Genomic DNA, 25,835 nt, shown 5'->3' with positions numbered 1-25,835 from the left:
TTACTCTAAACTACTATTATATAGGAAAAGACGAGTGACGGCAACGCAAGCGGTCTTTTAGCTATTAGCAGTAATAAATTTAGTTGTACTTCCGTGATTAGTTGCGGTTACTTCTAACCTTGCTGAAATGCGTTCTTTTAGCTCGGGCACATGGGAAATAATCCCGACTAAGCGGCCGTTTTCTTGTGTTTCCAGTAAACATTCTACGGCGGCCTCTAGTGATTCTGGATCAAGCGTACCAAATCCTTCATCAATAAACATGGTTTCCAGTGAAATTCCACCAGCCATTTCTTGGACAACTTCTGCAAGCGACAAAGCAAGTGCTAGCGAAGTTTTAAAACTTTCTCCACCTGAAAGTGTTTTTACATGACGCGTCAGCCCCGTATATTCATCAAAAACTTCAAGTTCTAACCCACTTTGGACATTCCCTTTTGCTTTTTCGATTTTTCGCTTGAGTTCAAAGCGTCCGCTAGTCATTTTAGATAAACGATGATTAGCTCGGTGGATAATAGTATCTAAAAACATCGCTAAAATATAACGTTCAAATGTTAGCCTTCTAGCATTTTTACCACGAGCTGAGTCTGCTAATAAGCCAATGTCCGCATAATTTTCTTCTGCTTTTTCTACTGCTTGAATACTGTTTTGATAGTTTTCGGCAAGTTCTTTTCGTTTCAAAACAAAGTCACGTTGTTTAATTGTGTTTTCTTCTGACTGAGCAAGTTCTAATTGCTTTTCGGTCATAAATGATTCTAGTTGTTCGATATTTGGTTTTTGTTTGTTTTTCAGTTTTTCTGTTAAATCAGCTTGGCGTGATATAGCTAAATGGCGTTTCCGCTCAAAGTCAGCTAGTTGTTCTTCTTTACTTTTTAGTTCTTCTACTGACATTAAAGCTTGTTTATAAGCCTCATAAGTAGGAAAATCATTTTGTTTCATTGCGTCTTTAAAAACTTCGCGTTGAATTTGTAATGCTTCTTTAGCGTCTAGTGTTGTTTTCTCGGCAGATTGCAATGTCGATTCTAGCCTAGTTGTTTCTTTTTCAGCTTCTCTAAATATTTTATCCACTTGTTCGGCTTGTTCCAGATGCGTTTTAATGCTGTTACTTAATTCATTCTTTTTCTTATCAAAAATAGTTTTGTCTCGTAAATCGACTGGAATTGCTTGTTCTAAATAGCTTAGTTTTCCAGATGAGAGTTGGACTTCTTGATGAAAACTTTCTACTTGAAGAGCCGTATTATTTTTTTCTGTTTCTAGCTCTTTTTGTTTGTTTTTTAATGTTTCAAGTGTGCCTTGAATATTTTCTTTTTGCGCCACGTTAGTTTGTAATTGATTTATTTGATCTGATAGGTTTTTAGCTAATTGGCGGTTTTCTGCTAATAACTTTTCTACTGCAACTAGATCGACACCTGCTATGTCTGCCCATTCAGCTAATTGCCATTCAAGTTGGCTGATTGATTTTTCAACCTCATTAATCGCTAATTGTTTTTCGTGTAGTTTGGCTTTTGCCTCTTCTAGCGTTGTAAGGCTGGCCGATTCCCCGTATTCTGCCAATTGTGGATGTGACACAGATCCGCAGACAGGACAAGCGTCACCCTCGTGCAAATGAGCTGCGAGTGTTGCAGCTTGTTCTTGTTGTAAATTTGATTCTTCTTGTTTAATCGTTGTTTCTATAGCTAATTTTTCTGTTAAAAGTTGTTTTAGCGTTTGTTCTTCTGTTTGTTTTTGTTTATTCCATAGATCCATTTTCATTCGTTTATTAACAAGTTCTTGATTTTTTTCAATGAGAGCTTCGGCAGTTGTTCGTTTATTAATAGCCTCTAAAATCGCTAGTTCTGCTTGGTTAATTTCTCCTAAACGAGTTTCCATTGACTGTAGTTCTGCTGCGATTTCCTGCTCTGTTTTCATCACTTTTTCTAAACGATTCGCTGCTTCTTTCCAATTAATTTCTGCGCGTCTTTTTTGAATCGTTACTGTTTCTAATTCAATGATTTTTGGTTCCATTTCTTCTAATTGAAAAAGTGTCCGTTTGTTAGTTTCTAGTATTTCTTCTTGTTCGGCGAGTGCTTCTTTTTGTTTTTTTGCATTTGAAAATTGGTTTGTTATCAACTCTACTTCATGCGCTACTTGTTTTTCAGTATTTACTGCTGTTTCTAATTGTTCTTTTAAACGGATACAAAGCGCATCCTGAGAACGCAGGTTACTGGCTCTTTTAGCTGCTTCAATTCGGTTTGCTATCACTTGATAAAAATCTTTTTCAGCTTCTAATTTAGCTACTTCTTCTATATATAAATCTAAATTTTGCCAATCAAGCAGTTGTTCTTTCGCAAGAGTCACTTTTTCAACAGCTTCACTTGTTTCTTTACGAATGATGCTTAAAGCACTTTCTAACTCTGCTAAAATTGCTTGTTCTTGCTTGATAGCTTCTGTTTGCAGCAAACTAATTTCAGTTGTTGTCTTGCCGGTTATTTCTATTCCTGGCAAGCTGAGTTCGGCAAGCTCGGTGACTTTTTTTCTCGCTTCGACAACTAAAATTTCTGCTTCTTTTTGTTTTTCCCACAGCAAATTTTCAACTTTTTCATAGTACACGGTATGCGCTAATCGTTGCAAAATTACTTCTTTTTCTTTACTATCCGATACAAGTAGTTCTCTAAATTCACCTTGAGGAATCATTAAAATTTGTCTAAATTGATCCACATTAAGTTGAATTAATTCTTCCATTTTCGTATTAACATCACGAACGGAACTCGCAAGGAGCTTCATTTCATCACCTATGAGTTCGTATAATTCAGCTTTTTGAGGAGAAATTGTCGTTCCATTTCCTCGTTGTTTAGCAATTTCTTGTTGAGGAATACGACTGATCTGATAAATTTTGTCTTTCAACCTAAACACAAGCGTTACTTCCGTTATTTCTTTGTCCGTCGCAAAATGGCTGCGCATGGAAAAACTTTCCCGATCAAATGTGTTTGCTTTTCCAAAAATTGCAAAGCTAATTGCGTCAAAAATAGTGGATTTCCCTGCCCCTGTTTTACCAGAAATCACGAAAATTTGTTCCGTTCCTAGTTTTTCAAAGTCAATTACTTCTTTTTTGGCATAAGCTCCAAAAGCTTGCATGGTTAATTTTATCGGTCTCATTCAGTATCCTCCTTTCGCGCTTCTTCAAACACATCTGCTAATTTTTGTTGTTGCGTCTCCGTTAATTTCGTACCATTTACATATTCAAAAAATTGCCCAAATAACTCTAAATCATCTTTTTTCATCATTTCTTCAAAGTTATCTTGCGTTTCTTTTAAGGTTTGCTTTTTACGTTCTAAATGTAAAATATTGGGATAAAATTGGCGCAATTTCCCCATTGGATCAATTAAAGCACCTTCATCCATTAAATTAACTTGAAAGAAATCATTTGGATTTTCCACTAAGTTTTCCGTAAGTTCCGCCAGTGTTCCAGAAATAATGCGCATATCATGTTTCGGCGTTAGAAATCGCTCTTTTACATTAATAAGTTCATTTCCCTCAATTTCTACAATGCGCACACTTTTATTATCCTTTGTTTCTGAAAAAGAATATTTTAACGGCGATCCGCTATAAAAAATAGCAGGATGATTAATCGCATGTGGGTGATGCAAATGACCAAGCGCGGTATAAGTAAATCCATCAAAACAGTTCGTTGAAACTCGGTCCACATTTCCTATCGCAAGTTGGCGTTCTGAATCGCTAGGAATCCCGCCAGAAACAAACGCATGTCCTACTAAAATTTGCGCCTTAGCTGGGTTCCATTTTGTTCGAATTTGTTTCGTCACGGCTTGCATAGCGTCCTCAAAGCTACGAATTGAACTATCAGCCAAGACTTCACGAATAATTGCCGGCTCATGATAAGGCACAAGCCACACTTCCGCATCCATAAACGAAATTGGTTCAAACTGCGAAGTACATTTCCCTTTCATATATAGCTTGCTGCTTTCGTACCACTGACTGCCAAAAGCTAGTCGCTCTGCACTATCATGATTACCACTAATCGCAAATATCGGAATACCTAGTTCTACATTCCATTTCACTAAAATATCATTTAGCACTTTCACCGCATCCGCAGGCGGTACAGCACGGTCATATAAATCTCCAGCCAAAATAAGCGCATCAACTTGTTCTTCCTCGGCAATCTTCGTTATTTGTGCCAAAATATATTCTTGCTCAGCTAGCATCGATACGCCAGATACAATTTTCCCTAAATGCAAATCAGCTGTATGTAAAAATTTCATCGTTTTCCTCTTTTCTTTTTCTCAGAGATTATTTATTTTTAATGCAAAACTCGTCATTTTTAAGTATACTAGATATAGTTTAAAAAAATAACTAGCAATATTGGGAGTGAAGAAGTTGTTTTATCATTTCGCAAAAAACCTCGTTCATTTTATTTTAATTATTATTGGTGGACGATTTCAAGTACAAAACAAAGAGAAAATTATCGAAGCGCCTTATGTTGTAGTTTCCACTCATACGTCTTGGATTGAGATCTTATATCTTGGTTTCGCTTTGTCGCCAACACCAGTACATTATATGGCGAAACAAGAGCTTTTCAAAGGAAAATTCCTCAACTGGCTAATGACACACCTTAACGCTTTTCCAGTCAATCGTGATAATCCTGGACCAAGTGCCATTAAAGCCCCAATCCGGATGCTAAAGTCTGGTAAAGTAGTTGGGATTTTCCCTAGTGGTACAAGAAAAACAACCAACCTTCATTTAAAACGTGGTGCTGTAACGATTGCCCATAAAGCAAAAGTTCCAATGCTACCTGCTGTTTATGATGGGCCCAAAACATTTGGAGAAATTTTAAAACGCAAAAAAATCATTATTCGTTTTGGCGATCCAGTATTATTCAATGATACCGAACTTGACCAAAAAGAGCTACTAGAAGTTAAGTCTCAAGAATTAATGGCGACATTTGAACAACTTCAAAATGAAATTAACCAGACAAAAAACAAATAATAAAAAAGACAGCTTCCAATTTGGAAACTGTCTTTTTTATTATCAGGAAGCTGTATCAGTTGTAATGCTTGAAGGATTAAGTCCAGCATCTTTTAATACGCCAGCAATTGCTTCGTCCGCTTTTGCCATCGCTTCGTCTGCTTTTGTTGTATCACGACCACTAGCTTTAAGAGCATCTGCTTCTAATTTATAAGCATCACTTAATTGTTTCACAGCTGCTTTGAAATCATCTGTGTATTTACCTAGGTCTGGTGTTTTTTCACTAGCAAGTGTTTCAGATACTTTAAGTGCTGATTCACTAGCTGGTTTTGCAAGAGCAGCAAGGTCTGCTTCAGATGGTTTAGGATCTGCGCCAACCGCTCCTACATAAGCGTTGTAATCGCCATTGTTTTCATTAATAACGTCTACTAAGTCCATGTAATAATTTAATACGTCGTCCTTAACGTTTGATGTTTCTTTTTTTGTGTCTTCTTTTTTGTCGGAACTATTAGAACCGGAACAAGCCGCAAGCGACAATCCTAGTGCTAAAGTTAAAACTACTAATAACCATTTTTTCAAGATGATGTCCTCCTTTTTTTCAAGCCAAACTCGGAAGCCCTTTTGTAACTGGCCGCGTCAGTCTCGGATATGCTTCACCCATCCGGCAAGTAACATTACTCACGATGTAACATTATTCATTATAAGCTATTCATACTAGATAATTCAAGCTGTTTTGGAAAATGCTTTCACTATTATTCGTACTCGCCACTAACTTCCACTTTACCTAGCTGTTTTTCCGTATTTTTATATTGGAAATACATAACGATTCGCCAAGGCACAATCATTGCAAACGCCATAATCCAGAACATACCAGATAATTCGCCTACTTCCAAACTGCCGCTAATCCAATATTTAATGAAAATCCGAATAAGCAATAATCCCATCAAAATAACCGGAAAAGCTTTCGTGCGTTTAATAAATACGTATTTATGACGAACTTCGAATTTTGTAGTCCAAATTAAAATAACAGAAAACACTAGCCCCATGGCAATTGCTTCTAAAATATCTACTACCGAAACACGGAAAAAAGGAATAACAAACATGAGTGCGCCTGTCGACATCATAATTGGCGGTATGATAATCCCTTTCACACTTGCTGGACGCTTCGATGCTTTCATTCTTATCATGATAATTCCAGCCCCAAAAACAAGTGTAATGATAATTGAAATGACTAATGACACGATTAATTCCCCCTACTTATCTGCTGTAACACTTCGCTCCTCATTATATTCCTTTTACCGCTTGAAATAAACTTCTCTGCTTAAAGCGCTTCGTCTAAATCCATTCCGCTATTTTGTAATTGATACATTGAGTGATATACACCTTGTTCTGCAATTAATGAATCATGTGTACCGCGCTCAATAATTCGCCCTTTAGATAAAACTAAAATTAAATCGGCATCCTTAATTGTCGAAAGTCGATGCGCAATCGCAATCGTTGTACGTCCTTCTCTCATTCGTTTTAACCCAGTTTGAATTAAGCTTTCTGTTTCTGTATCAATATTTGCCGTCGCTTCATCTAACACAAGAATTTGTGGATTCGTCACAACTGTTCTAGCAAAAGAAATCAACTGCCTTTGCCCACTTGAAAATGAAGCACCTCGCTCAATAACTTTATGTTGATATTGATCGGATAGCGTTTGAATAAAACCATCTGCTTGAACAAATTTCGCGGCATCCACAATTTGCTCATCCGTAATGTTTTTATCATAAAGACGAATATTCGTGTTAATATCGCCATAAAACATAAAACTATCTTGTAAGACAAGTCCAGTCTTCTTACGCAATTCAGCAATTTCATGGGATTTAATCGACTTACCATCAATTAAAATATCGCCACGCTCGAATTCATAAAAGCGCATCATTAAATTGATAATCGAACTTTTCCCGCTTCCTGTATGACCAACTAAAGCCACCGTTTGACCAGGTTCTGCTGTAAAGCTAATATTTTTAAGTACATCACGTCCGCCTTCATACGCAAACGAAACATCTTTAAACTCAATTTTTGCACGAGTAATTTTTGCTTCTGGATCATTTAATTGAGCTGGGACTTCTTCTGTTTCATCCATAATACGAAATACTCTAGACGCTGCTGTGATGGCTTCTTGATACATAGCCAAACGTTCCATTACGTTATAAATCGCTTCTAAAAACCGATCAAAATAACTAACAAACGCATAAATTGTCCCGATAGCTACAGGACCAGTTAATGATTCAGCCCCGAAAAAGCTAAGAATAATCACAACTGCTAGCGCGTAAATCAAGTCAATGGCTGGCCCAAGTAAGAGCGCATTAAATTTAATATTTTTCATTCCAACATCATAATAGTCTTTGTTGATGTGCTCGAATTCTTTTACTAAACGGCGCTCTTGATTAAATTGTTGCACAATCGACATCCCTGAAATCGACTCAGCAATTTTCGCATTTAATTGGCTTAATTTTTCTCGTCTTGCCCGGTAAAACTGGGAACTATATTTCCGGTAAACAAAAATAATAAAGACAATAAGTGGGAATAACAGCAAGCTATAAAGCGCTAACTGAACATTGAGCGCAAACATCGCCGCATAAATCCCTACGAGCATAAACAAACTTTGAATCGCAGTTGAAAGCACATTAATAAACATATCTTTCACAGCTTCCGTATCATTTGTCACACGCGAAACGATACTCCCAGCAGGCGTTTTATCAAAATAACGCATTCCAAGTGAATGAAGCTTCGTAAAAATATCAATCCGCATTTGCTGCACAATTTCAAGCGCGATTTTTTGGAAATAAAGCAATTGGAAGTACCACACAATGGATTTCCCAATTGTCAGCCCTAAATACCCCGCTCCTAAAATTAACAAAGCTTGCATTTCTAAATTCATTGGCGTTAAATAATCATCCAAGAATATTTTAATCAAAATTGGCGCGAATACATCTGCAAGCGTTACAAGAAGAACAAGAATTCCAGTCCAAATCAAACTTGGAATATGATATTTTGTGTAACTAAGCATTCGCTTTAATACTGCACGGTGTTCTTTACCGGACATCACTAACATTTCGTCTTGTTCATTCATCACTTCCATCAGCCGCACCCCCTTCTCCTAAAGCTTCCTCTAGTTGTTGCTCATGGAACATTTCTGCATACCAGCCATCTAACGTCATTAGCTCACTATGCGTTCCTCGTTCCACAATTCTCCCTTTATCAATAACAATAATCAAATTAGCATGTTCCACAGAACTAAGTCGGTGTGCGCTAATGATAGTCGTCTTATCAGAACGATTCTCTTTTAAATTAGATAGAATCTGTTCTTCCGTTTTTGCATCTACCGCCGAAAGTGCATCATCCAAAATCAGCAATTCTGGATTCATAATTAAGGCACGTGCGATGGCAAGCCGCTGTTTTTGCCCACCAGAAAGTGAAACTCCGCGCTCGCCGACAATCGTATCATACCCATGTTCAAACCCAAGAATATCTTCATCAACAGATACAAGTTGCGCGATTTTGCTCACTTCTTCTTGAGGTGCTTCTGGTTTCCCAAAACGAATATTATCACGCACGGTTGTTGAGAATAAAAACTGATCTTGTGGCACATAACCGATTGCTTCTCTCAAAGCTCGTACAGTGTAATCTTGAATTTTTACATCTGCAAAAGAAATTTCGCCATCGTACGTATCATATTCTCGCATTAATAATTTTAATAACGATGTTTTCCCAGAACCAGTTCGCCCAACAATTCCAAGCGTTTCACCAGATTCTAAGTCAAAACCAATCTCAGACAATACTGGTTCACTTTCATCTGGATAGGTAAATGCATTAATTTCCACATGTAAATTACCTTCTGGCGCAACATCTACTGCATCTGCGTGATCAATTACATCTTCTTTTTCCGCAAGCAAATGCTGCACACGGTCGTAAGAAGCATTTCCGCGCTGAATGATATTGTATAAAAATCCAAATGCTAACATCGGCCAAATGAGTAAGAATAAATAGTTTGAAAAAGCAATCACTTGTCCAATAGTCAATTCTCCGTCAACAACGAATTTAGCTCCAAACCCTAAGGAAAGCACAAAGGAAATCCCTACAATAATCGAAATCATTGGATCGAACATCGCATCCACTTTAGCAACCGAAATATTTTTTTGAACTACTTCTTTTGTTTGTTTGGCAAAATCTTGAATATCTTCTTTTTCTTGCCCAAATGTTCGTGTGACTTTAATTCCTGAAATACTTTCTTGTGTTTTATCATTTAACATCGAAAAAGCAGCTTGAGCCCCGTGGAAACGATCATGTAATTTTTTACCTAAAATCGAACTTCCGAGTACCATAAACGGCATTGGAAGTAATGCAATCAAAGTAAGGCGCCAGTCAATCGTAATCGCCATGGTTGCAATAACCGTTCCTCCTGTTAACACAGAATCCGATAATGTCAAAACACCAATTCCCGCCACTTGTTGAATAGCGGTAATATCATTCGTCGCATGTGCCATTAAATCCCCAGTACGATACCGTTGGAAGAAAAATGGTGACATCTTCGTAAAATGTTCGAACAGTCGCAAGCGTAACGTCCGTTGTAATTTGTTATCAGAACCGAAAATCAACATCCGCCAAACGTAACGTCCAACGTAAGCAAGAACAGCTGCTACAACGAGAATAAGCATCCATTTAATCAATTTTTCTTTTGTCAGTGAGTCATTTGTGACTGCATCCACCGTGTAGCCAATTATTTGCGGCGGTACTAACTGCAAAAGCGCAATTGTAAATAAAATTGTTACCCCAAACGCATAAGACTTCCAATTTTCTTTAAAAAACCAGCTTAATGCTTTAAAAATTTTCAAACAACTATCCCTCCCTTTTTTCCTTAAATTTGGACAAATAAAAATAATGGACCTATTTCTGCCCATTATTACCCGAAAAAATATATTTATTTGTCACCACTTTGTATAAAATAAAACCAACTTAAAGGAGAGTTCCCTTGCTCGCGAAATGGTCCGGTGAAATAAATTCTATTTTTAAGCGCAATAATGCCATGTTTGAAGTCGTAATATAATTATTCATCGTCCATTCCTCCTTTGTTTTATTATGCAACGATATTAGTTTAACCGATTTCATTTGAAAGCGCAACAAATAATTGCAAATTGTTTAAAAATTATTTGTATTTCGGGATTACTTTTAAGAAAAAATACAGCTATATACAATAAAAGCATAACGATACTTAGTAAGCACCGTTATGCTTTTTGATCATTTCTATTTAGTTTTCTTCTATTTTCACTTGGTTTTCTACGGCATTTTCATACGTTTCATATTCTTCTGTTTGCGTAACTTCTTTTGCTGTATCGATATTTTTTGTTTTTTCATCGAAGGCTATTGTAGAGTTACCACCTGAAATAAGTAATGAACCATCATCTTGCGTATAAGCAGTAAAAATATAAACTTTTCCTACATCTGGCAGTATGTCATCTTCAAATATATCATAGGCAGAACCGTCCTCTCGAATACCACCTTGTTTGGCTATCGCAAGTTCTTTATCCGTTGTCAGTTCATTTTTTAAATTAGAAATAACTTTGATTTTATAATTTGTGTAGGCTTCTCCGATATATTTTACCGAACCATCTTCTTGTTCGATTGGCGTTTTATTTTTATAAATAGTCCCGCTCTCTTCTGTTACTTTTCCGACAAACACATAATCCGCATCACCAACAACTTCATTTGGATTATCGATATTTAGTGTATAGTCTGAATGGATTGCATAAGTTGGAACTTCTTTTTTCTTTGGTTCTGTTTTTTCTGCATATGTACTTACTGTTAGCAAGCAACCGATACCTAAAATTGTTACTGTTGAAGCAATTATTCCCATAGTTGTCTTTTTCATCTTAAGTACCCCTTTTTAATATTTTTTATATGCTGCATCATAAGATATTTTGTCGTTCGTAGATAAGCTCGTCTTGGAAGTACTATATTGGTACATCACATCAGAGGATGCATTATGAGCTAATCGCAAACCATGACCTAATTCGTGTGTTGCTACATTTTGCTTACCAGCATTATTTTTTTTATCCATATTTTTTTTGTTAAAAGTAATTTTTCCATTGCTATAAGTAGTAGCATTAACATTGTTATTGACGGAAACATCACTGCAATAAACATCTGATTTATTCTGCGCAGAAGCTGGTCTAATTACTCCCTTTTTATAGGCGTTCCAAGTATTGGCCCCTGATCTTATAAAAGACATATACTTCGAATTACCCGAGTAATCTAAATGCTTACTACTATCTACTAAATCCCATGTAATAATTTTAGCTGCCGCACTCGCTTCCACGCTCGGCATAACCATACTCCATACGCAAATAAATGCTACTAACAATGATAAAATTTTCTTCATTCTGTGTCGCTCCTCTTTGTAAGTAATTTTTCAAGTGAAACAGTAAACATATTAGTTAATACGTATACCTTTTTTTCTTCCTAACGTGATGAATACTCCCCCTTTTCTCTCAAACTATATCATAAAAATAGGAAATCCCTATTTAAATAATAACAAGCTTTCGTACGTACTAAATTTTTAAAATTGGCTCGAGTTTCTGGGCTTTTGTGCTCTAAATACATTTTTTATACAACAGTAAACTCCGAATCCAGCGAAAAATCCGATGATATATAATAGCAAATCGGTTACATCAAACATCCCCACTTTTAATACAGATTGCAAGCTTTCGATTACTAAAATCAAAGTAAAAAAGGCAATAAAGCGCTTTAGAAAATCATCCAAAAATGGAACAAAGCTTAGCAGAAAATACATAGGAGTGAATAACACTAAATTAATTAAAAGTACGGACCACGAAGCTTCATTAATGCGTAAATCTTCTAAAATAAGCATCACATTGACATTGAAATAGGACTCTAAAGATACACTATCATCAGGTCTTAATAAGCCGATAGTTAAAACGAATAAATACAATAAAAGTAATAAATATCCATCCCATTTATTTTGAAGCTTAAAAACCATTTTGAGTAAAATGTATAGCGTGAGTACCACAATCCCAAAAGCTAAAACATTTTTATTCAAGCTCTCCATATTGCCAAAGTACATGGGTAAGATATTATAAAATATACGGAAATATACAATAAAAGCTACTAGGAAACTAAGTAAAAATAAAAGTAATTTATAAATATTTCTTTTAATGTTCGTCATCCCTTTTTCCAACTTTGAACTCCTCATTTCTAAACTTTATACCCTCCAAAAAAATTGTAACATGGATAGCGAATGTATAACCAAAAATGTAATGAAATAGCCGATTCTTGTCATGAACGACTAAAATCAGGCTTAAATTAGAATTATTATTACACTTTTTGAAACGAATCGTCTATTTGGTCTATTATTTCACCTTATTTTGAGTGTATTTCACTATTTTATGCAACTGACGTTCCAAATATGACAAATTGTTCAAGGAACTGGATTTCGTGGTTAAGAACCAATACCAAAATCCCTTTATATATATAAATTCTTATATATAAAATGTATAAATATTCATCCGTAGTATATTAAAATTCTCAAAAAAAGCCTCGATAATTAAATCGAGGCTTTTTGTTTATAAAGTGATAATAATACTTGCTATCATAATCATAACTCCAAATAAAAATGCGATAAAAAAACCGAACCACTTTTCTTTATAGGCACCAATTGCAGAAACTAGATAAGCTAATAAATAAACGATTTGCAGCCAAAGAGGTGAATCTAATCCGTCCTTTGTTTGAATCATTACTCGTAAATTATTTACTAAAAATAAAATAAATAAAGTAACAAAAATAACCTTGATGATTTTTTTCATGCTGTTCTCCCTTAGTTTTATTGTACCTTCTAAGTATAGCAAAAAACACACGCAGGATAAACTATCAAAATAAATAAAAAAACTCCTGCAATCCGTAGAGGGTTGCAGGAGTTGATATTCATTCAAATATTACTTATTTTTTCACTTGGCTCATTACTTCTTCAACAAAGTTATCTTCTTTTTTCTCGATTCCTTCGCCTACTTCAAAACGTACGAATGATACAACTTTTCCGCCGCTTTGTTTTACGTATTCACCAACAGTGATGTCTGGGTTTTTAACAAATGGTTGGTCTTCTAAAGAAATTTCGCTTAGATATTTTTTCAAACGACCTTCTACCATTTTTTCAACGATATTAGCTGGTTTGCCTTCGTTTAATGCTTGTTGAGTTAATACTTCTTTTTCGTGTTCAACTTCTTCAGTAGAAACGTCTTCACGAGAAATGTATTTAGGGTTGATTGCAGCGATGTGCATTGCAACATCTTTTGCAACAGTAGTGTCAGTAGTTCCTTCAAGAAGTGTAAGAACACCAATACGTCCGTTCATGTGGATGTATTCGCCGAAAGCAGAGTTGTCCGCTTTTTCTTTAACTTCAAAACGACGAAGGGAAATGTTTTCACCGATTTTTGTAATTGCTTCAGTGATGTAGTCTTGAACAGTTTGACCATTAGGCATTTCTGTTTTAAGTGCATCTTCTAAGCTATCTGGACGTACTTCAAGAATTTGTTTAGCTAGTGCATCAACTAATTGTTGGAAGTTGTCGTTTTTAGCAACGAAATCTGTTTCAGCATTTACTTCAAGTACTACTGCATGTTTTTCATTGCTGATTACATGAGTCATACCTTCAGAAGCAACACGATCAGATTTTTTCGCAGCTTTAGCGATTCCTTTTTCACGAAGATAGTCAATTGCTTTTTCCATATCTCCTTCAGTTTCTACAAGCGCTTTTTTACAATCCATCATACCAGCGCCAGTTTTTTCACGTAATTCTTTTACCATTTGAGCTGTAATATTAGCCATTTATTTTCCCTCCAATTTTTCTCTTTAAAAAAGGTGATAAGAATAGTGCCTTATCACCTTGAAAGTTTCAAATAAAATCTTATGCTTCAGTAGTTTCTTCTGCAGCTTTTTCTTCTACAGGAGCAACTTCCGCTTCAGTTAACTCTTCCCCTTGGTTCACTTCAATGATAGCGTCAGCCATTTTAGCAGTTAAAAGTTTAACCGCACGGATAGCATCATCATTTGCAGGGATTACGTAGTCGATTTCATCCGGATCACAGTTTGTATCAACAATACCGATGATAGGAATATGAAGTTTACGAGCTTCTGCAACCGCAATACGTTCTTTGCGTGGGTCAACGATGAATAAAGCATCAGGAAGACCTTTCATGTCTTTGATTCCGCCTAAGAAGCGTTCTAGTTTTTCTTGTTCTTTTTTAAGAAGGACTACTTCTTTTTTAGGAAGGACTTCAAAAGTTCCGTCTGCTTCCATTTTTTCGATTTTTTTAAGGTGTTGAATACGTTTTTGAATAGTTTCAAAGTTAGTTAAAGTACCACCTAACCAACGATGATTTACGAAATATTGTCCAGAACGGATAGCTTCGTCGCGAACGGATTCTTGAGCTTGTTTTTTAGTTCCTACAAACAGGATAGTTCCGTTGTCGCTAGCTACTTCACGCATGAAGTTGAAAGCTTCGTCTACTTTTTTCACTGTTTTTTGTAGGTCAATGATATAAATACCATTTCTTTCTGTGAAGATATATTTCTTCATTTTTGGGTTCCAACGGCGAGTTTGGTGGCCGAAGTGAACTCCTGCTTCGAGTAATTGTTTCATTGAAATAACAGGCATGTGTTATTCCCTCCTATTGGTTTATTTTTTGCGGATAACCGCCCTCCGCATGGATCAACCAGCTGAAAAACTTAAGCGAACAAGCGCCAAGCACCTTCTCAGTCTGTCACCGTGCGTGTGTGATTTAACACCGTTTCCTAATATACCATAAAAACGAGAAATATGCAACCTGTAATACAGATTTTCTTCCTAAACTAGTTTTTTTCAACGATAATCTCAAGTTCTTCGGCTAAACTGAGAACGGCTTGTTTTTTTATTCTTTTAAATTGTGCTATTTCATAAGGTAATTCCATCATTGTAGCGATGTCTTTTTGTTTATCAATATAACATTTAATTAGAATGAAACGATGCAGAGGTTTCATGGTATTTAATATCTCTGTATATAATTGAACTAATTTTCCTATTGCAGTTAGATAGCTACTGTCATCAGTTACTAACTTTTCTTCTATTATTCCCTCAGAATTAAGTTTTATTTTGTTCCTAGGTCCTAAAAGGAAGACCAAATACTGAAACTCCTCAAAAAAACGTTTTACATTTTGGACAGTTTTAATGTAGTCTATACTGTTTTTCATTGCTGACACCCCGTTTTACATTAATACTAGCAAAATATTAGCTATATTTGTTATGCATGTTGCTTAAAATTTTCCAAAGAAAAAACGCTTCAAAATTAGCAACAAAGCTCAATTTCGAAGCGTTTCTCTAATCAATTCGCAACAATATTTACAAGTTTTCCTGGAACGACGATTACTTTACGGATGGTTTTTCCGTCTATGTTTTCTTTGATTTTATCGTCTTCATGTGCGAGTTTCTCTAGTTCTTCTTTTCCGAGTGACTTTGCAACGGTGATTTTACTTTTTACTTTGCCATTTACTTGAAGTACGATTTCTACTTCATCTTCTACTAGTTTTGTTTCATCGTAGGCTGGCCAAGCTACATAGCTAATTGTTTCTGTATGACCAAGGATTTCCCACAATTCTTCTGCAAGGTGTGGCGCGATTGGGGACAAGAGTTGCACGAAACCTTCAACATATTGTTTTGGAATCGTATCTTGTTTGTACGCTTCATTGATGAAAATCATTAATTGCGAAATTCCCGTATTGAAACGCAGATTTTCGTAATGATTAGTCACTGTTTTTACCATATGATGATACGCTTTTTCTAAATTAGCATTCGCATCGGTTGTTACTTTTTCAGCAAGAGTGCCTTCTTCAGTTACTAGCAAGCGCCAAATACGGTCTAAGAATTTACGCGCACCTTCTAGTCCATTTTCATTCCAAGCAATAGAAGCTTCTAGTGGTCCCATGAACATTTCGTACAAGCGAAGTGTGTCTGCACCGTATTTTTCTACTACTTCATCAGGGTTAACGACATTGCCTCTTGATTTGGACATTTTTTCGTTATTTTCGCCAAGAATCATGCCTTGGTTAAATAGTTTTTGGAAAGGTTCTTTTGTTGGAACTACGCCAATATCATACAAGAATTTATGCCAGAAACGTGCATAAAGAAGGTGAAGTACAGCATGCTCTGCCCCGCCGATATAAACATCTACAGGAAGCCATTCTGCTAATTTTTCTTTATCAGCAATTGCTTCTGTATTGTTTGGATCGATATAGCGCAGGAAATACCAGCTTGACCCAGCCCATTGTGGCATAGTATTTGTTTCACGACGACCTTTTCGACCGTTTTCGTCTGTTACGTTTACCCAGTCATGCAAGTTAGCAAGTGGTGATTCGCCTGTTCCTGATGGTTTGATTTCTGTTGCTTTTGGTAGAAGTAGTGGTAGTTCGTCTTCTGGTACAAGCGTTGTTTCCCCGTCTTCCCAGTGAATAACTGGAATTGGTTCACCCCAGTAACGTTGTCTGCTGAACAACCAGTCGCGCAAACGATACGTGATTTTACGGCTACCGATGTCTTCTTTTTCTAGCCAATCAATTGCAGCGGTAATCGCTTCGGCTTTAGCTAGTCCGTTCAAGAAATCAGAGTTAATATGTGGTCCATCGCCAGTGAAAGCTTCTTTTGTAACGTCGCCGCCTTCAAGTACTGGACGAATATTCAAACCAAATTGTTGCGCAAATTCAAAGTCGCGTTCGTCATGTGCTGGTACGGCCATAATTGCACCCGTTCCATATTGAATCAACACGTAGTCCGCAATCCAAATCGGCACTTCTTCGCCGTTGATTGGATTAATCGCATAAGCTCCTGTGAATACGCCTGTTTTGTCTTTTGCAAGGTCGGTTCTTTCTAGTTCGCTTTTTAGTTCTACTTGTTTTTTATAAGCTTCAACTGCTTCTTTTTGCTCAGGTGTTGTGATTTTTTCGATAAGTTCGTGTTCTGGTGCAAAAACCGTATATGTTGCGCCAAAAAGTGTATCTGGGCGTGTTGTAAAGACATTAAACGTTTCATCGCTATCTTTAATTTTAAAAGTAACTTCTGCGCCTTCTGAACGACCAATCCAGTTACGTTGCATATCTTTAATATTTTCAGGCCAGTCTACAAGTTCAAGGTCATCTAGCAAACGGTCTGCATAGGCAGTAATTTTAAGCATCCATTGACGCATTGGTTTGCGGAAAACAGGGAAACCACCGCGTTCACTTTTGCCATCGATTACTTCTTCGTTGGCTAGTACGGTTCCAAGTGCCGGACACCAGTTTACAGCGATTTCGGCTTCATAAGCTAGGCCTTTTTCATATAGTTTTTCAAAAATCCATTGTGTCCATTTATAATATTCTGGGTCTGTTGTATTAATTTCACGGTCCCAATCATAGGAAAAACCAAGAGATTTAATTTGGCGAGTAAAGTTGGCAATATTCAGTGCGGTGAATTCTTCTGGATCGTTACCAGTATCAATCGCATATTGCTCTGCAGGAAGTCCAAATGCATCCCAACCGATTGGATGAAGGACATTCTTCCCTTGCATACGTTTCATTCTAGACAAAATATCTGTTGCTGTATAACCTTCTGGATGTCCTACGTGAAGACCTGCTCCAGATGGGTAAGGGAACATATCTAGTGCATAGAAGTTTTCTTTGTCTTTATCTTCTGTTGTTTTAAAAGTGTTATGTTCACTCCAATATTGTTGCCATTTCGGTTCCATTTTTTTATGATTAAATGTCACTTTACTCATCCTCTTTTCCTTAAAATATCGAATTTTGGCTACAAAAAAATCCCTACATCCCAACGGCTTATCGCCATGGGACGAGAGATGCTTCTCCCGCGGTACCACCCACATTAGTGTTTAACCACTCAACTTAACAATTCCTTAACGCGGAAAACGGGGATACACCCAAGCTCCATGGTAAGTTCATCCGGATTTTGTGACTGACTTGCACCAACCGTCAGCTCTCTTCACATCAAAATATGCAGATTACTACTCCAATTCATCGCTATTTCGCAAAATTCATTAGTCTTATTGTAGCTGAATTTAGGTTTTTTAGCAAGCGGTCTGAAGATTTATCTAACTTTCGTAGTAAAATGTGCTAAAATGAATGGAGAATTTCATTTGAAGGAGTCTAAAACTAGTGAAACAAACGAATCCATTTGTATATAGTAATGATAATAAAAGATACCATACATGGAACTACTGTTTACGAGAAGAATTTGGGCAAAAGACATATAAAGTTGCGCTCGATGGCGGTTTTGATTGTCCAAATCGTGATGGCACAGTAGCGCATGGTGGTTGTACATTTTGTAGCGCGGCTGGTTCTGGTGATTTTGCTGGGAACCGAGCGCTTGATTTAAAAGTACAATTCCAGCAAGTGCGCGACAAAATGCAAACGAAATGGAAAGACGGGAAATGTATTGCTTACTTCCAGGCTTTTACTAACACTCATGCCCCTGTTGCTGAACTGCGTGAGAAATTTGAAACAGTTTTGAATGAGCCTGGCGTGGTTGGGCTTTCGATTGCGACACGACCTGACTGTTTGCCGGATGATGTCGTTGAATACCTGGCTGAATTAAATGAACGGACTTATTTATGGTTAGAGCTTGGTTTGCAATCTGCTCACGATGAAACTGGGCGCTTAATTAACCGCGCGCATGACTATGATTGTTATTTAGAAGGCGTGCGCAAACTACAAACACATAATATCCGCATTTGTACTCACATTATTAATGGTCTTCCGAAAGAAACGCCGGAAATGATGATGGAAACCGCACAAAAAGTAGTTGAAAGTGGCGTTGATGGTATTAAAATCCATTTACTCCATTTATTAAAAGGAACGCCAATGGTAGAAGATTATAAAAAAGGTGACTTAGAATTTTTAACCCGTGATGGTTATGTGAACTTAGTGGCTGACCAACTCGAAATTCTGCCTCCTGAAATGGTTATTCACCGAATTACAGGTGATGGTGGCGTGGATGACTTAATTGGCCCAGTTTGGAGTTTAAATAAATTTGAAGTACTGAATGCCATTGATGCGGAACTCGTTCGAAGAGATAGTTGGCAAGGGAAATTATATCAACCTGTGGAAGTGAGTTCCAAATGAATTTACGTGGTATTCTCCCCTTCGCTCATGACACACTTCGAAAAGTAGTTCGCTCTGGAGATTATGTAATTGACGCAACATGTGGCAATGGGCATGATACGCTTTTACTAGCAGAACTTGTGGGTGTAAATGGTCATGTGCTCGGGTTTGATATTCAACAAATGGCAATTGATGCAACGAAAACTCGTTTAGAAAATGCGGGTGTCGCATCACAAGTAGAGCTCGTATGTGCTAGCCATGCGCTTATTCCAGAATATGCAACAAAACCTGTTCGCGCTGCTATTTTCAATCTCGGCTACTTGCCAGGTGGCGATAAAGAAATTACGACAACCGCTGATTCTACGTTAGAAAGCATTGGCCATTTAATGCAGCTACTCGAAGTTGGTGGCGTCATTATTCTCGTTATATATCACGGCCACCCCGCTGGAAAACTGGAAAAAGATGCTGTTGTGACTTTTTGTGAAGCAATCCCACAACAAGATTTCCACGTTTTATCTTATCAATTTATCAATCAAAAAAATGATGCCCCATTCGTCATTATCATCGAAAAAAGAAAACCTAGACAAAGCTAGTAATTAGCCTGTCTAGGTTTTCTTTTTATTTTCCAAAATCGTATTTATCTGCTACGTATACATCATACCAAATCATAAAGATAACAACTGTCCAGATTTTACGACTATAGTCGAATTTACCAGCACAGTGGTCTTCTAGTAAGCCTAGAACATATTGTTTGTTAATTAAATGATCGGTTGGTGATTCTTTAATGATATTTTTAACCCAAGCGTTCATTTCGTCTTTTAGCCAGTGACGAATTGGTACTGGGAATCCTAGTTTACGGCGATTAAGTACGTGTTCTGGTACAAAAGTGGCTGCCGCTTTACGTAAGATGTATTTGGTTGTTCCATTGGTTGTTTTCATTGTATCTGGAATATTTCTTGCTACATTGTACACTTCTTTATCAAGGAAAGGTACACGAACTTCCAGTGAATTAGCCATCGTCATCCGGTCAGCTTTTAGGAGAATATCTCCACGTAGCCACGTATGAATATCAATATACTGCATTCTTTCTACAGGATGATAATTCTTAGTTTCTGCATAAAATGGATCTGTAATGTTCGTATAATCATGACCAGATTGGTATTTCGGAAGTAAAATTTGTTTTTCTTTTTCTGTGAACATTTTGGCGTTTCCGATGTAACGTTCTTCCATCGGTGTTGTTCCGCGTTCTAAGAAACTTTTACCACGCATTCCTTCAGGCATAATACGCGCCACGCTATTTAACATTGATTTAAATACGCCTGGCATTTTGTTAAACATCGCAAGGGAATTTGGTTCGTTATAAATGTTATAACCGCCAAAAAGTTCATCTGCGCCCTCACCTGATAAGGCTACTGTTACTTGTTTACGCGCTTCTCTTGATAAGAAATAAAGCGGAATAGCAGCCGGATCAGCAAGTGGGTCATCCATATGCCAAACAATTTTTGGTAATTCTTTCATATATTCTTCCGGTGAGATAACATAACTAATATTTTCTACACCAAGCTTATCTGCTGTTTCTTTTGCTACATCGATTTCACTGAAACCATCGCGTTCAAAACCAACAGAGAATGTTTTAATTGCAGGATGATATTCTTTGGCAATCGCCGCAATAATCGATGAATCAATACCGCCAGATAGGAATGAACCAACTGGTACATCGGAGCGCATATGCATTTTTACAGAATCATACATTACGTCACGCACTTCTTTAATCCATGCGTCTTCTGATTTAGTTACTGGTGCAAAAGATGCTTTCCAATAAGTTGTAATCTCCATTGGTTGACCGATTTTTTTCGTGAACTGATGCCCTGGTTCTAAGCGTTTTACATTTTTAGTTAAGGAATCTGGTTCTGGAACGAATTGATAAGTCATATAGTTTTGTAATGAAACTTCATCTAATTCTTTTTCTTTTAAAGCATGTAAAATGGATTTCTTTTCAGAACCCATAAATAGCTTACCGTCTTCTTCTGCATAGAAAAATGGTTTAATTCCGAATGGGTCGCGTGCGCCGTAAACAAGTTCTTCTTGTTTATCCCAAATAACAAAACCAAACATCCCACGAAGACGTTCTGCTGTTTTTTCTTTGTATTTCGCATATGTAGCGATAATTACTTCTGTATCACTTTCGGTTTCAAATGTCATTCCTTCAGCAACTAATTGCTCGCGGAGTTCCACATAGTTATAAACTTCTCCATTAAAAATAATCCAGTAACGTTCATTTTCATACGTTAACGGTTGATGACCGTTTTCTACATCAATAATACTTAAACGGCGGAAACCAAACTGCACGTGATCATCTGTGAAGTATCCTTCATCATCTGGCCCACGGTGCGTAATCATACTGTTCATTTGTCTAAAGGTTTCTTTATCAGCGCCAGTAATTTCTGTAATGCGGTCATGTACGCATCCTACAAATCCACACATGGTAACATTTCTCCTCTATATAGATAATCATTTTATCTTTTTTTCACAACGTCTATCATATCATAACTAGGCTTTCTTTGCACTGTTTAGGAAAGAAAAAAACCGAACATTCCTCACAAGAAATGTTCGGTTAAGCTTATTTTACGATTAATTTTTTTAAGGCTTCTGCTTTATCCGTTCTTTCCCAAGGTAAATCAAGGTCGCTACGGCCAAAATGACCAAATGCAGCTGTTTGACGATAAATTGGACGACGTAAATCAAGCATATGGATTATCCCAGCTGGGCGTAAGTCAAATAGCTCATTAACGCCATCAATTAGTTCTTGTTCTGAATAGTCACTTGTTCCATATGTGTCAATCGAAATGGAAACTGGATGCGCAACTCCGATGGCATATGCAACTTGTACTTCTACTTTTTTAGCAAGTCCAGCAGCAACGATATTTTTAGCTACGTATCTTGCAGCATAAGCACCCGAACGGTCTACTTTGGTTGGATCTTTACCAGAGAACGCTCCCCCGCCGTGACGCGCATAACCACCGTATGTATCCACGATAATTTTACGGCCAGTAAGTCCAGCATCGCCAAGTGGTCCACCAATAACAAAGCGGCCAGTTGGATTAATAAAGTATTTCGTATTTTCATCTAAGAAAGAAGCATCAATTACTTCTGGGAATAGATGTGTGTGTAAGTCTTTCGCGATTTGTTCTTGTGTGATGTCAGGATGATGTTGCGTTGAAACAACAATTGTATCAATGCGAACAGGTTGATTAAATTCATCATATTCTACGGTTACTTGTGTTTTCGCATCTGGTCGTAAATAATCTAATTTATTCGTTTTGCGTAATTCTGTTAACTTGCGTGCCAAGCCATGTGCCAAAAAGATTGGTAGTGGCATTAACTCTTCTGTTTCATCTGTAGCAAAACCAAACATCAAACCTTGGTCTCCTGCCCCAATTGCTTCAATAGCAGCATCAATTTCGCTGCCACTTCTTGATTCTAGTGCCTCGTCCACACCTTGCGCAATATCTGGTGATTGTTCGTCAATAGCCGTTAAAACAGCACATGTCTCTGCATCAAAACCATATTTTGCTCGAGTATAGCCGATTTCTTTAATAGTATCACGAACGATTTTAGGAATATCTACATAAACAGAAGTAGTAATCTCACCTGCTACTAAAACTAAACCAGTCGTCACAGTAGTCTCACAAGCGACACGTGCGTCCGGATCTTTTGAAATAATTGCATCTAAAATTGCATCAGATATTTGATCTGCAATTTTATCTGGATGTCCATCAGAAACCGATTCCGATGTAAATAGATGACGGTTTTTAGCCAATTTTATTTTCCTCCTTTAGTTCTCTCCAAATACGTCTCATATAAAAAGCCTCTCTCTATTTTGCACGAAACGCGCACGAATAGAGAAAGGCTATAATTATACCTTTGCTCTCATCGTTCAGGAGATATTACTCCTGCAACAGATTAGCACCTTTCACTTATATGTGTAGGTTGCTGGGCTTCAAAGGGTCAGTCCCTCTACCGCTCTGGATAAGAGATAAATTTTAATTCTAAGATAGAATACCATAAACTGAGGCTATATGCAATAAAAATTCGGTTTTGTCTTGATTTCCATTTGCAAAAAACAGTAAAAAAATGCCTTCCTTTATTTTTCGCTTATCATTATTTCCATCCTGTGGTATGATAGATGGATAAAAAAGATGTTTTACTTATCTAAAGGAGATTGTATCTATGAGTTTAATTACGTTATCCTTGATTATTTTTCTTGGGTTTTTAGCCGTTGTATGTTTATTTGATTTTGTTTTTCGTTGGTATTGGTTTAAATATTTCCTAGCAACAATGGGATTAATTGCAAGTGGTGTGGTATTTTTCATCAGTTTTTACGGTGGTGGGATGTCACAAACAGAAATCGCTATTGCTATTTTTATTGGTTCATTTGGTGAATATGTCGTATCACTTATTATTAGCCTAGTTCGCTTTATTTCCAAAAAATCAAAAAAACCTAAACAAAAGAAAAAAGTCAAAACAGCTTAAAAAACTAGCTACGTTAAAAGATGAGAATCTTTAATGTAGCTAGTTTTTTTATGGATAATTTTAAATCTAAAGCAAGTCGAAAGCTTTACGGATAACTTCCGCTGAATGTTCAAAATTAGTTTGTTCTTCTTTGGTTAGTGGTGGTTTTATCGTATCTAGAACCCCATTTGCTCCAATAAGTGCTGGTTGTCCGATATATGTATTTGTTTGTTCTGAAAAAACAGCTAACGGAAATACTTGTTTCGCATCTGTTAAGAGAGCATCAACAATTCCCGCTGTAGCAGTAGCAATTCCAAAACTCGTCCAACCTTTACCCGTTAAAATATTCCAGCCACCGCCGCGTACAGCATCTTTTAAAGCAGGTAAATCAAGCGGTGCCTTCGTTTTATAATCAGTGAAATTGACGCCACCGATTTTCACAGTCGACCACGCAACGAATTGTGATTCACCATGCTCGCCAAGAACGTAACCTTCGATGCTTTTTGGATTAATATGTAAAGCTTCTCCAACCACTCTTCTCATTCTAGCGGTATCAAGCGATGTTCCTGTTCCAAATACACGGGAACGATCAAAACCAGATATTTTTTGAATGAGCATGGTAATAACATCACACGGATTAGTAATATTCACAAAAATCCCTTTAAAACCTGTCGCTAAAATTTTCGGCACAATCTCCGTTACCGAACGACTTGTTTCAACGAGTTCTTCCATACGATCTTCTCGTAGTAGTGTTTCCGGACCAACAGCCATCACAATAATATCTGCATCTGAAAGAGCTTCCCAGTTATTCGCTGTAATGGTTGTATAGGAACGAGTCATCGATGCCATATCGCGTAACTCAAGCGCTTCACTCTCTGCTTTTGCTTCTATTTTATCAATTATAACGATTTCATCACAAATCCCTTGCGTAACAAGAGAAAAAGCCACGTCGCTTCCAACATGACCAGCACCAATTATACCAACTTTGCGTTTCAAAAAATCCCCTCCAAAATTAGTTACTTGAATTTAAAGCGATTAATTCATATTTAATGATGGTTTTATTATTTTCCCATACAAGTTTGCGCGGAATTGCTTCTCCAAGTGTTTCGCCTTCTTTTGTTTTACGAACAGCAATTGGAACATCAATTGGATAAATCCGGTAACCTACTTTTTCCAGTTCAAAGAAATTATCTGAAATTCTTTTTTCATTTCCCTTTGTTACGATCATTGTGTTTACCTCAAGTGGCATACCCAATTTTCTCACCTCCAGTTTCTTTTATAATAGCAGAGATTACCCTGGTTTGACTAGTTTTTATCGTTTAAAATCCGCTCAGCCTGCTTAACAATTTGTACCATTCCAGCGTCACGCATAAAAAAACTAAATGCCGGTTGCAAAATAAACTTACTAAGTGTTCCTTTCACAACAACTGGACCTTTTGTTTCAAAGTAGTTTTGTTGCCTTGTTATTGAAACAATCTTTGCTGTATAAACCCGTTTAGTAAAAGTTCGTTCCTTAGATTCAACTAAATAATCCGCAACAAAATGAAATCCTTCAGCCACTGCACCAGTCTCTTCCATTAGTTCGCGGCGGGCTGCTAAAAGACTCGTTTCACCGTGCTCTCCTTTACCACCGGGGAATTCGAGACCGCGAATTTTATGTTCCGTAAAAAGCCAACCATCGTCAATTTTAGGAATAATGAGTACGTCATCTGGATTTTTCCCTTGTTCTTCAAAATAAATGGTCACTTTATTGCCTAAAGTATCTTTATAAATAAACAAAAACTCACTTCCTTTTCTTTTTTCAAAAATATGGTAAGCTGTTAGTAAGATGAATTTTAGAGGATGAATATTAATGAAAAAAATGCTTATCGGAGGAATCCGACTTTATCAAAAATATATCTCTCGTTTCACTCCGGCTACGTGTCGTTTTTATCCGACCTGTTCTGCTTACGGAATTGAAGCGATAGAAACACATGGCGCCCTAAAAGGAAGTTATCTCGCAATTAGACGTATTTCCAAATGCCACCCTTTTCATAAAGGCGGACTTGATTTCGTACCACCTAAAAAAGATAAAAATGATGATTCTGGCCATACTTGTAAAGCCCATCATCACCATTAATAATAGCATGAATCGGTTTATACCGGTTCATTTTTTCTTGCTTTTTCTGAAATAATAAGGTATTATCAAATTCGGA

General features: G+C 36.9%; 24 protein-coding genes, 1 riboswitch and 1 other annotated feature. Of the genes, 5 read left to right on the top strand and 19 right to left on the bottom strand.

All coding sequences use genetic code 11. The features are described from left to right. Positions 1-57 precede the first annotated feature (57 nt). Positions 58-3,129 (bottom strand): AAA family ATPase, encoded by a 3,072-nt coding sequence (locus OC533_RS00245; RefSeq protein WP_070752927.1) that lies wholly within the window; start codon positions 3,127-3,129, stop codon positions 58-60. After that, positions 3,126-4,250, bottom strand: a complete 1,125-nt coding sequence (locus tag OC533_RS00240; protein WP_185484711.1) for an exonuclease SbcCD subunit D — start codon at positions 4,248-4,250, stop codon at positions 3,126-3,128. The genes OC533_RS00245 and OC533_RS00240 overlap by 4 nt, the downstream gene beginning before the upstream one ends. 115 nt (positions 4,251-4,365) lie before the next feature. Between OC533_RS00240 and OC533_RS00235 the strand changes: the two genes are divergently transcribed. Next, positions 4,366-4,974, top strand: coding sequence for a lysophospholipid acyltransferase family protein (locus OC533_RS00235; RefSeq protein WP_003762533.1), 609 nt, complete (start codon positions 4,366-4,368; stop codon positions 4,972-4,974). Between the two features lie 42 nt (positions 4,975-5,016). Here the strand turns inward: OC533_RS00235 and OC533_RS00230 are convergent, their stop codons facing one another. The 12 genes from OC533_RS00230 to leuS form a co-directional block, all read right to left on the bottom strand. Further along, positions 5,017-5,532, bottom strand: coding sequence for a hypothetical protein (locus OC533_RS00230; RefSeq protein WP_003767188.1), 516 nt, complete (start codon positions 5,530-5,532; stop codon positions 5,017-5,019). 173 nt (positions 5,533-5,705) lie between these two features. Next, entirely contained in the window at positions 5,706-6,194 is a 489-nt protein-coding gene (locus OC533_RS00225; RefSeq protein WP_003772132.1) for a CcdC family protein, read from the bottom strand. Positions 6,195-6,274: 80 nt separating this feature from the next. Beyond that, positions 6,275-8,080: an ABC transporter ATP-binding protein gene (locus OC533_RS00220; RefSeq protein ID WP_003772133.1), complete on the bottom strand. Its 1,806-nt coding sequence runs from the start codon at positions 8,078-8,080 to the stop codon at positions 6,275-6,277. Continuing rightward, positions 8,064-9,833: an ABC transporter ATP-binding protein gene (locus OC533_RS00215; protein ID WP_185484713.1), complete on the bottom strand. Its 1,770-nt coding sequence runs from the start codon at positions 9,831-9,833 to the stop codon at positions 8,064-8,066. Before OC533_RS00215 ends, OC533_RS00220 begins: the two co-directional genes overlap by 17 nt. 413 nt (positions 9,834-10,246) lie before the next feature. Continuing rightward, positions 10,247-10,867, bottom strand: coding sequence for a cell surface protein (locus tag OC533_RS00210; protein ID WP_070752917.1), 621 nt, complete (start codon positions 10,865-10,867; stop codon positions 10,247-10,249). Between the two features lie 15 nt (positions 10,868-10,882). Then, positions 10,883-11,377: a matrixin family metalloprotease gene (locus tag OC533_RS00205; protein WP_070752915.1), complete on the bottom strand. Its 495-nt coding sequence runs from the start codon at positions 11,375-11,377 to the stop codon at positions 10,883-10,885. Positions 11,378-11,554: 177 nt separating this feature from the next. Further along, the gene (locus OC533_RS00200) at positions 11,555-12,064 is read right to left on the bottom strand and encodes a VanZ family protein (RefSeq protein ID WP_226894260.1); all 510 of its coding nucleotides are present in this window, start codon (positions 12,062-12,064) and stop codon (positions 11,555-11,557) included. A gap of 514 nt (positions 12,065-12,578) precedes the next feature. Continuing rightward, complete coding sequence (locus OC533_RS00195) at positions 12,579-12,818, bottom strand: hypothetical protein (RefSeq protein ID WP_160463767.1); 240 nt, start codon at positions 12,816-12,818, stop codon at positions 12,579-12,581. 133 nt (positions 12,819-12,951) lie between these two features. Further along, positions 12,952-13,836 carry a translation elongation factor Ts gene (tsf, locus tag OC533_RS00190; protein ID WP_003762546.1) on the bottom strand — a complete coding sequence of 295 codons (885 nt, stop codon included), beginning with the start codon at positions 13,834-13,836 and terminating at the stop codon, positions 12,952-12,954. A gap of 79 nt (positions 13,837-13,915) precedes the next feature. Further along, a complete protein-coding gene (rpsB, locus tag OC533_RS00185; protein WP_003772143.1) occupies positions 13,916-14,665 on the bottom strand; it encodes a 30S ribosomal protein S2 in 750 nt (249 codons plus the stop codon). Positions 14,666-14,859: 194 nt separating this feature from the next. Beyond that, on the bottom strand, positions 14,860-15,237 hold the full coding sequence (locus tag OC533_RS00180; RefSeq protein WP_070752911.1) for an ArpU family phage packaging/lysis transcriptional regulator: 378 nt from the start codon (positions 15,235-15,237) through the stop codon (positions 14,860-14,862). A 131-nt stretch (positions 15,238-15,368) separates the two neighbouring features. Next, positions 15,369-17,780 carry a leucine--tRNA ligase gene (gene leuS / locus OC533_RS00175; protein ID WP_194323526.1) on the bottom strand — a complete coding sequence of 804 codons (2,412 nt, stop codon included), beginning with the start codon at positions 17,778-17,780 and terminating at the stop codon, positions 15,369-15,371. Between the two features lie 73 nt (positions 17,781-17,853). After that, positions 17,854-18,055 (bottom strand) — a binding site (T-box leader). Positions 18,056-18,183: 128 nt separating this feature from the next. Here leuS and OC533_RS00170 point away from each other — a divergent pair. Next, positions 18,184-19,149, top strand: coding sequence for a TIGR01212 family radical SAM protein (locus OC533_RS00170; protein ID WP_194323527.1), 966 nt, complete (start codon positions 18,184-18,186; stop codon positions 19,147-19,149). Beyond that, complete coding sequence (locus tag OC533_RS00165) at positions 19,146-19,721, top strand: class I SAM-dependent methyltransferase (RefSeq protein WP_194323528.1); 576 nt, start codon at positions 19,146-19,148, stop codon at positions 19,719-19,721. Before OC533_RS00170 ends, OC533_RS00165 begins: the two co-directional genes overlap by 4 nt. 25 nt (positions 19,722-19,746) lie before the next feature. Here OC533_RS00165 and asnB read toward each other — a convergent pair whose 3' ends face one another. Continuing rightward, a complete protein-coding gene (gene asnB / locus OC533_RS00160; protein ID WP_070752903.1) occupies positions 19,747-21,612 on the bottom strand; it encodes an asparagine synthase (glutamine-hydrolyzing) in 1,866 nt (621 codons plus the stop codon). 136 nt (positions 21,613-21,748) lie between these two features. Next, a complete protein-coding gene (gene metK, locus OC533_RS00155; protein ID WP_194323529.1) occupies positions 21,749-22,948 on the bottom strand; it encodes a methionine adenosyltransferase in 1,200 nt (399 codons plus the stop codon). 107 nt (positions 22,949-23,055) lie between these two features. Further along, positions 23,056-23,164, bottom strand: a riboswitch (SAM riboswitch). A gap of 194 nt (positions 23,165-23,358) precedes the next feature. On the opposite strand from metK, the gene OC533_RS00150 reads away from it, so the two are divergent. Beyond that, positions 23,359-23,661, top strand: coding sequence for a hypothetical protein (locus OC533_RS00150; RefSeq protein WP_003772154.1), 303 nt, complete (start codon positions 23,359-23,361; stop codon positions 23,659-23,661). 66 nt (positions 23,662-23,727) lie between these two features. On the opposite strand, the gene OC533_RS00145 is transcribed toward OC533_RS00150, so the two are convergent. From OC533_RS00145 to ytkD, 3 genes are read right to left on the bottom strand one after another with little or no spacing between them, the layout of a single operon-like run. Further along, entirely contained in the window at positions 23,728-24,636 is a 909-nt protein-coding gene (locus OC533_RS00145; protein ID WP_194323530.1) for an L-lactate dehydrogenase, read from the bottom strand. 16 nt (positions 24,637-24,652) lie between these two features. Next, positions 24,653-24,895, bottom strand: coding sequence for a DUF2584 domain-containing protein (locus OC533_RS00140; protein WP_003762570.1), 243 nt, complete (start codon positions 24,893-24,895; stop codon positions 24,653-24,655). Positions 24,896-24,945: 50 nt separating this feature from the next. Then, entirely contained in the window at positions 24,946-25,419 is a 474-nt protein-coding gene (gene ytkD / locus OC533_RS00135; protein WP_185482014.1) for an RNA deprotection pyrophosphohydrolase, read from the bottom strand. Positions 25,420-25,492: 73 nt separating this feature from the next. Between ytkD and yidD the strand changes: the two genes are divergently transcribed. Then, a complete protein-coding gene (gene yidD / locus OC533_RS00130) occupies positions 25,493-25,759 on the top strand; it encodes a membrane protein insertion efficiency factor YidD (RefSeq protein ID WP_003762576.1) in 267 nt (88 codons plus the stop codon). The last annotated feature ends 76 nt before the right edge of the window (positions 25,760-25,835 follow it).

The organism is Listeria sp. Marseille-Q6474, assembly GCF_946902005.1.
In the GTDB taxonomy this organism is placed as follows: domain Bacteria; phylum Bacillota; class Bacilli; order Lactobacillales; family Listeriaceae; genus Listeria; species Listeria innocua.
Note: the sequence above shows the minus strand (reverse complement) of the source record. Positions and strands in the feature narration are given on the sequence as shown.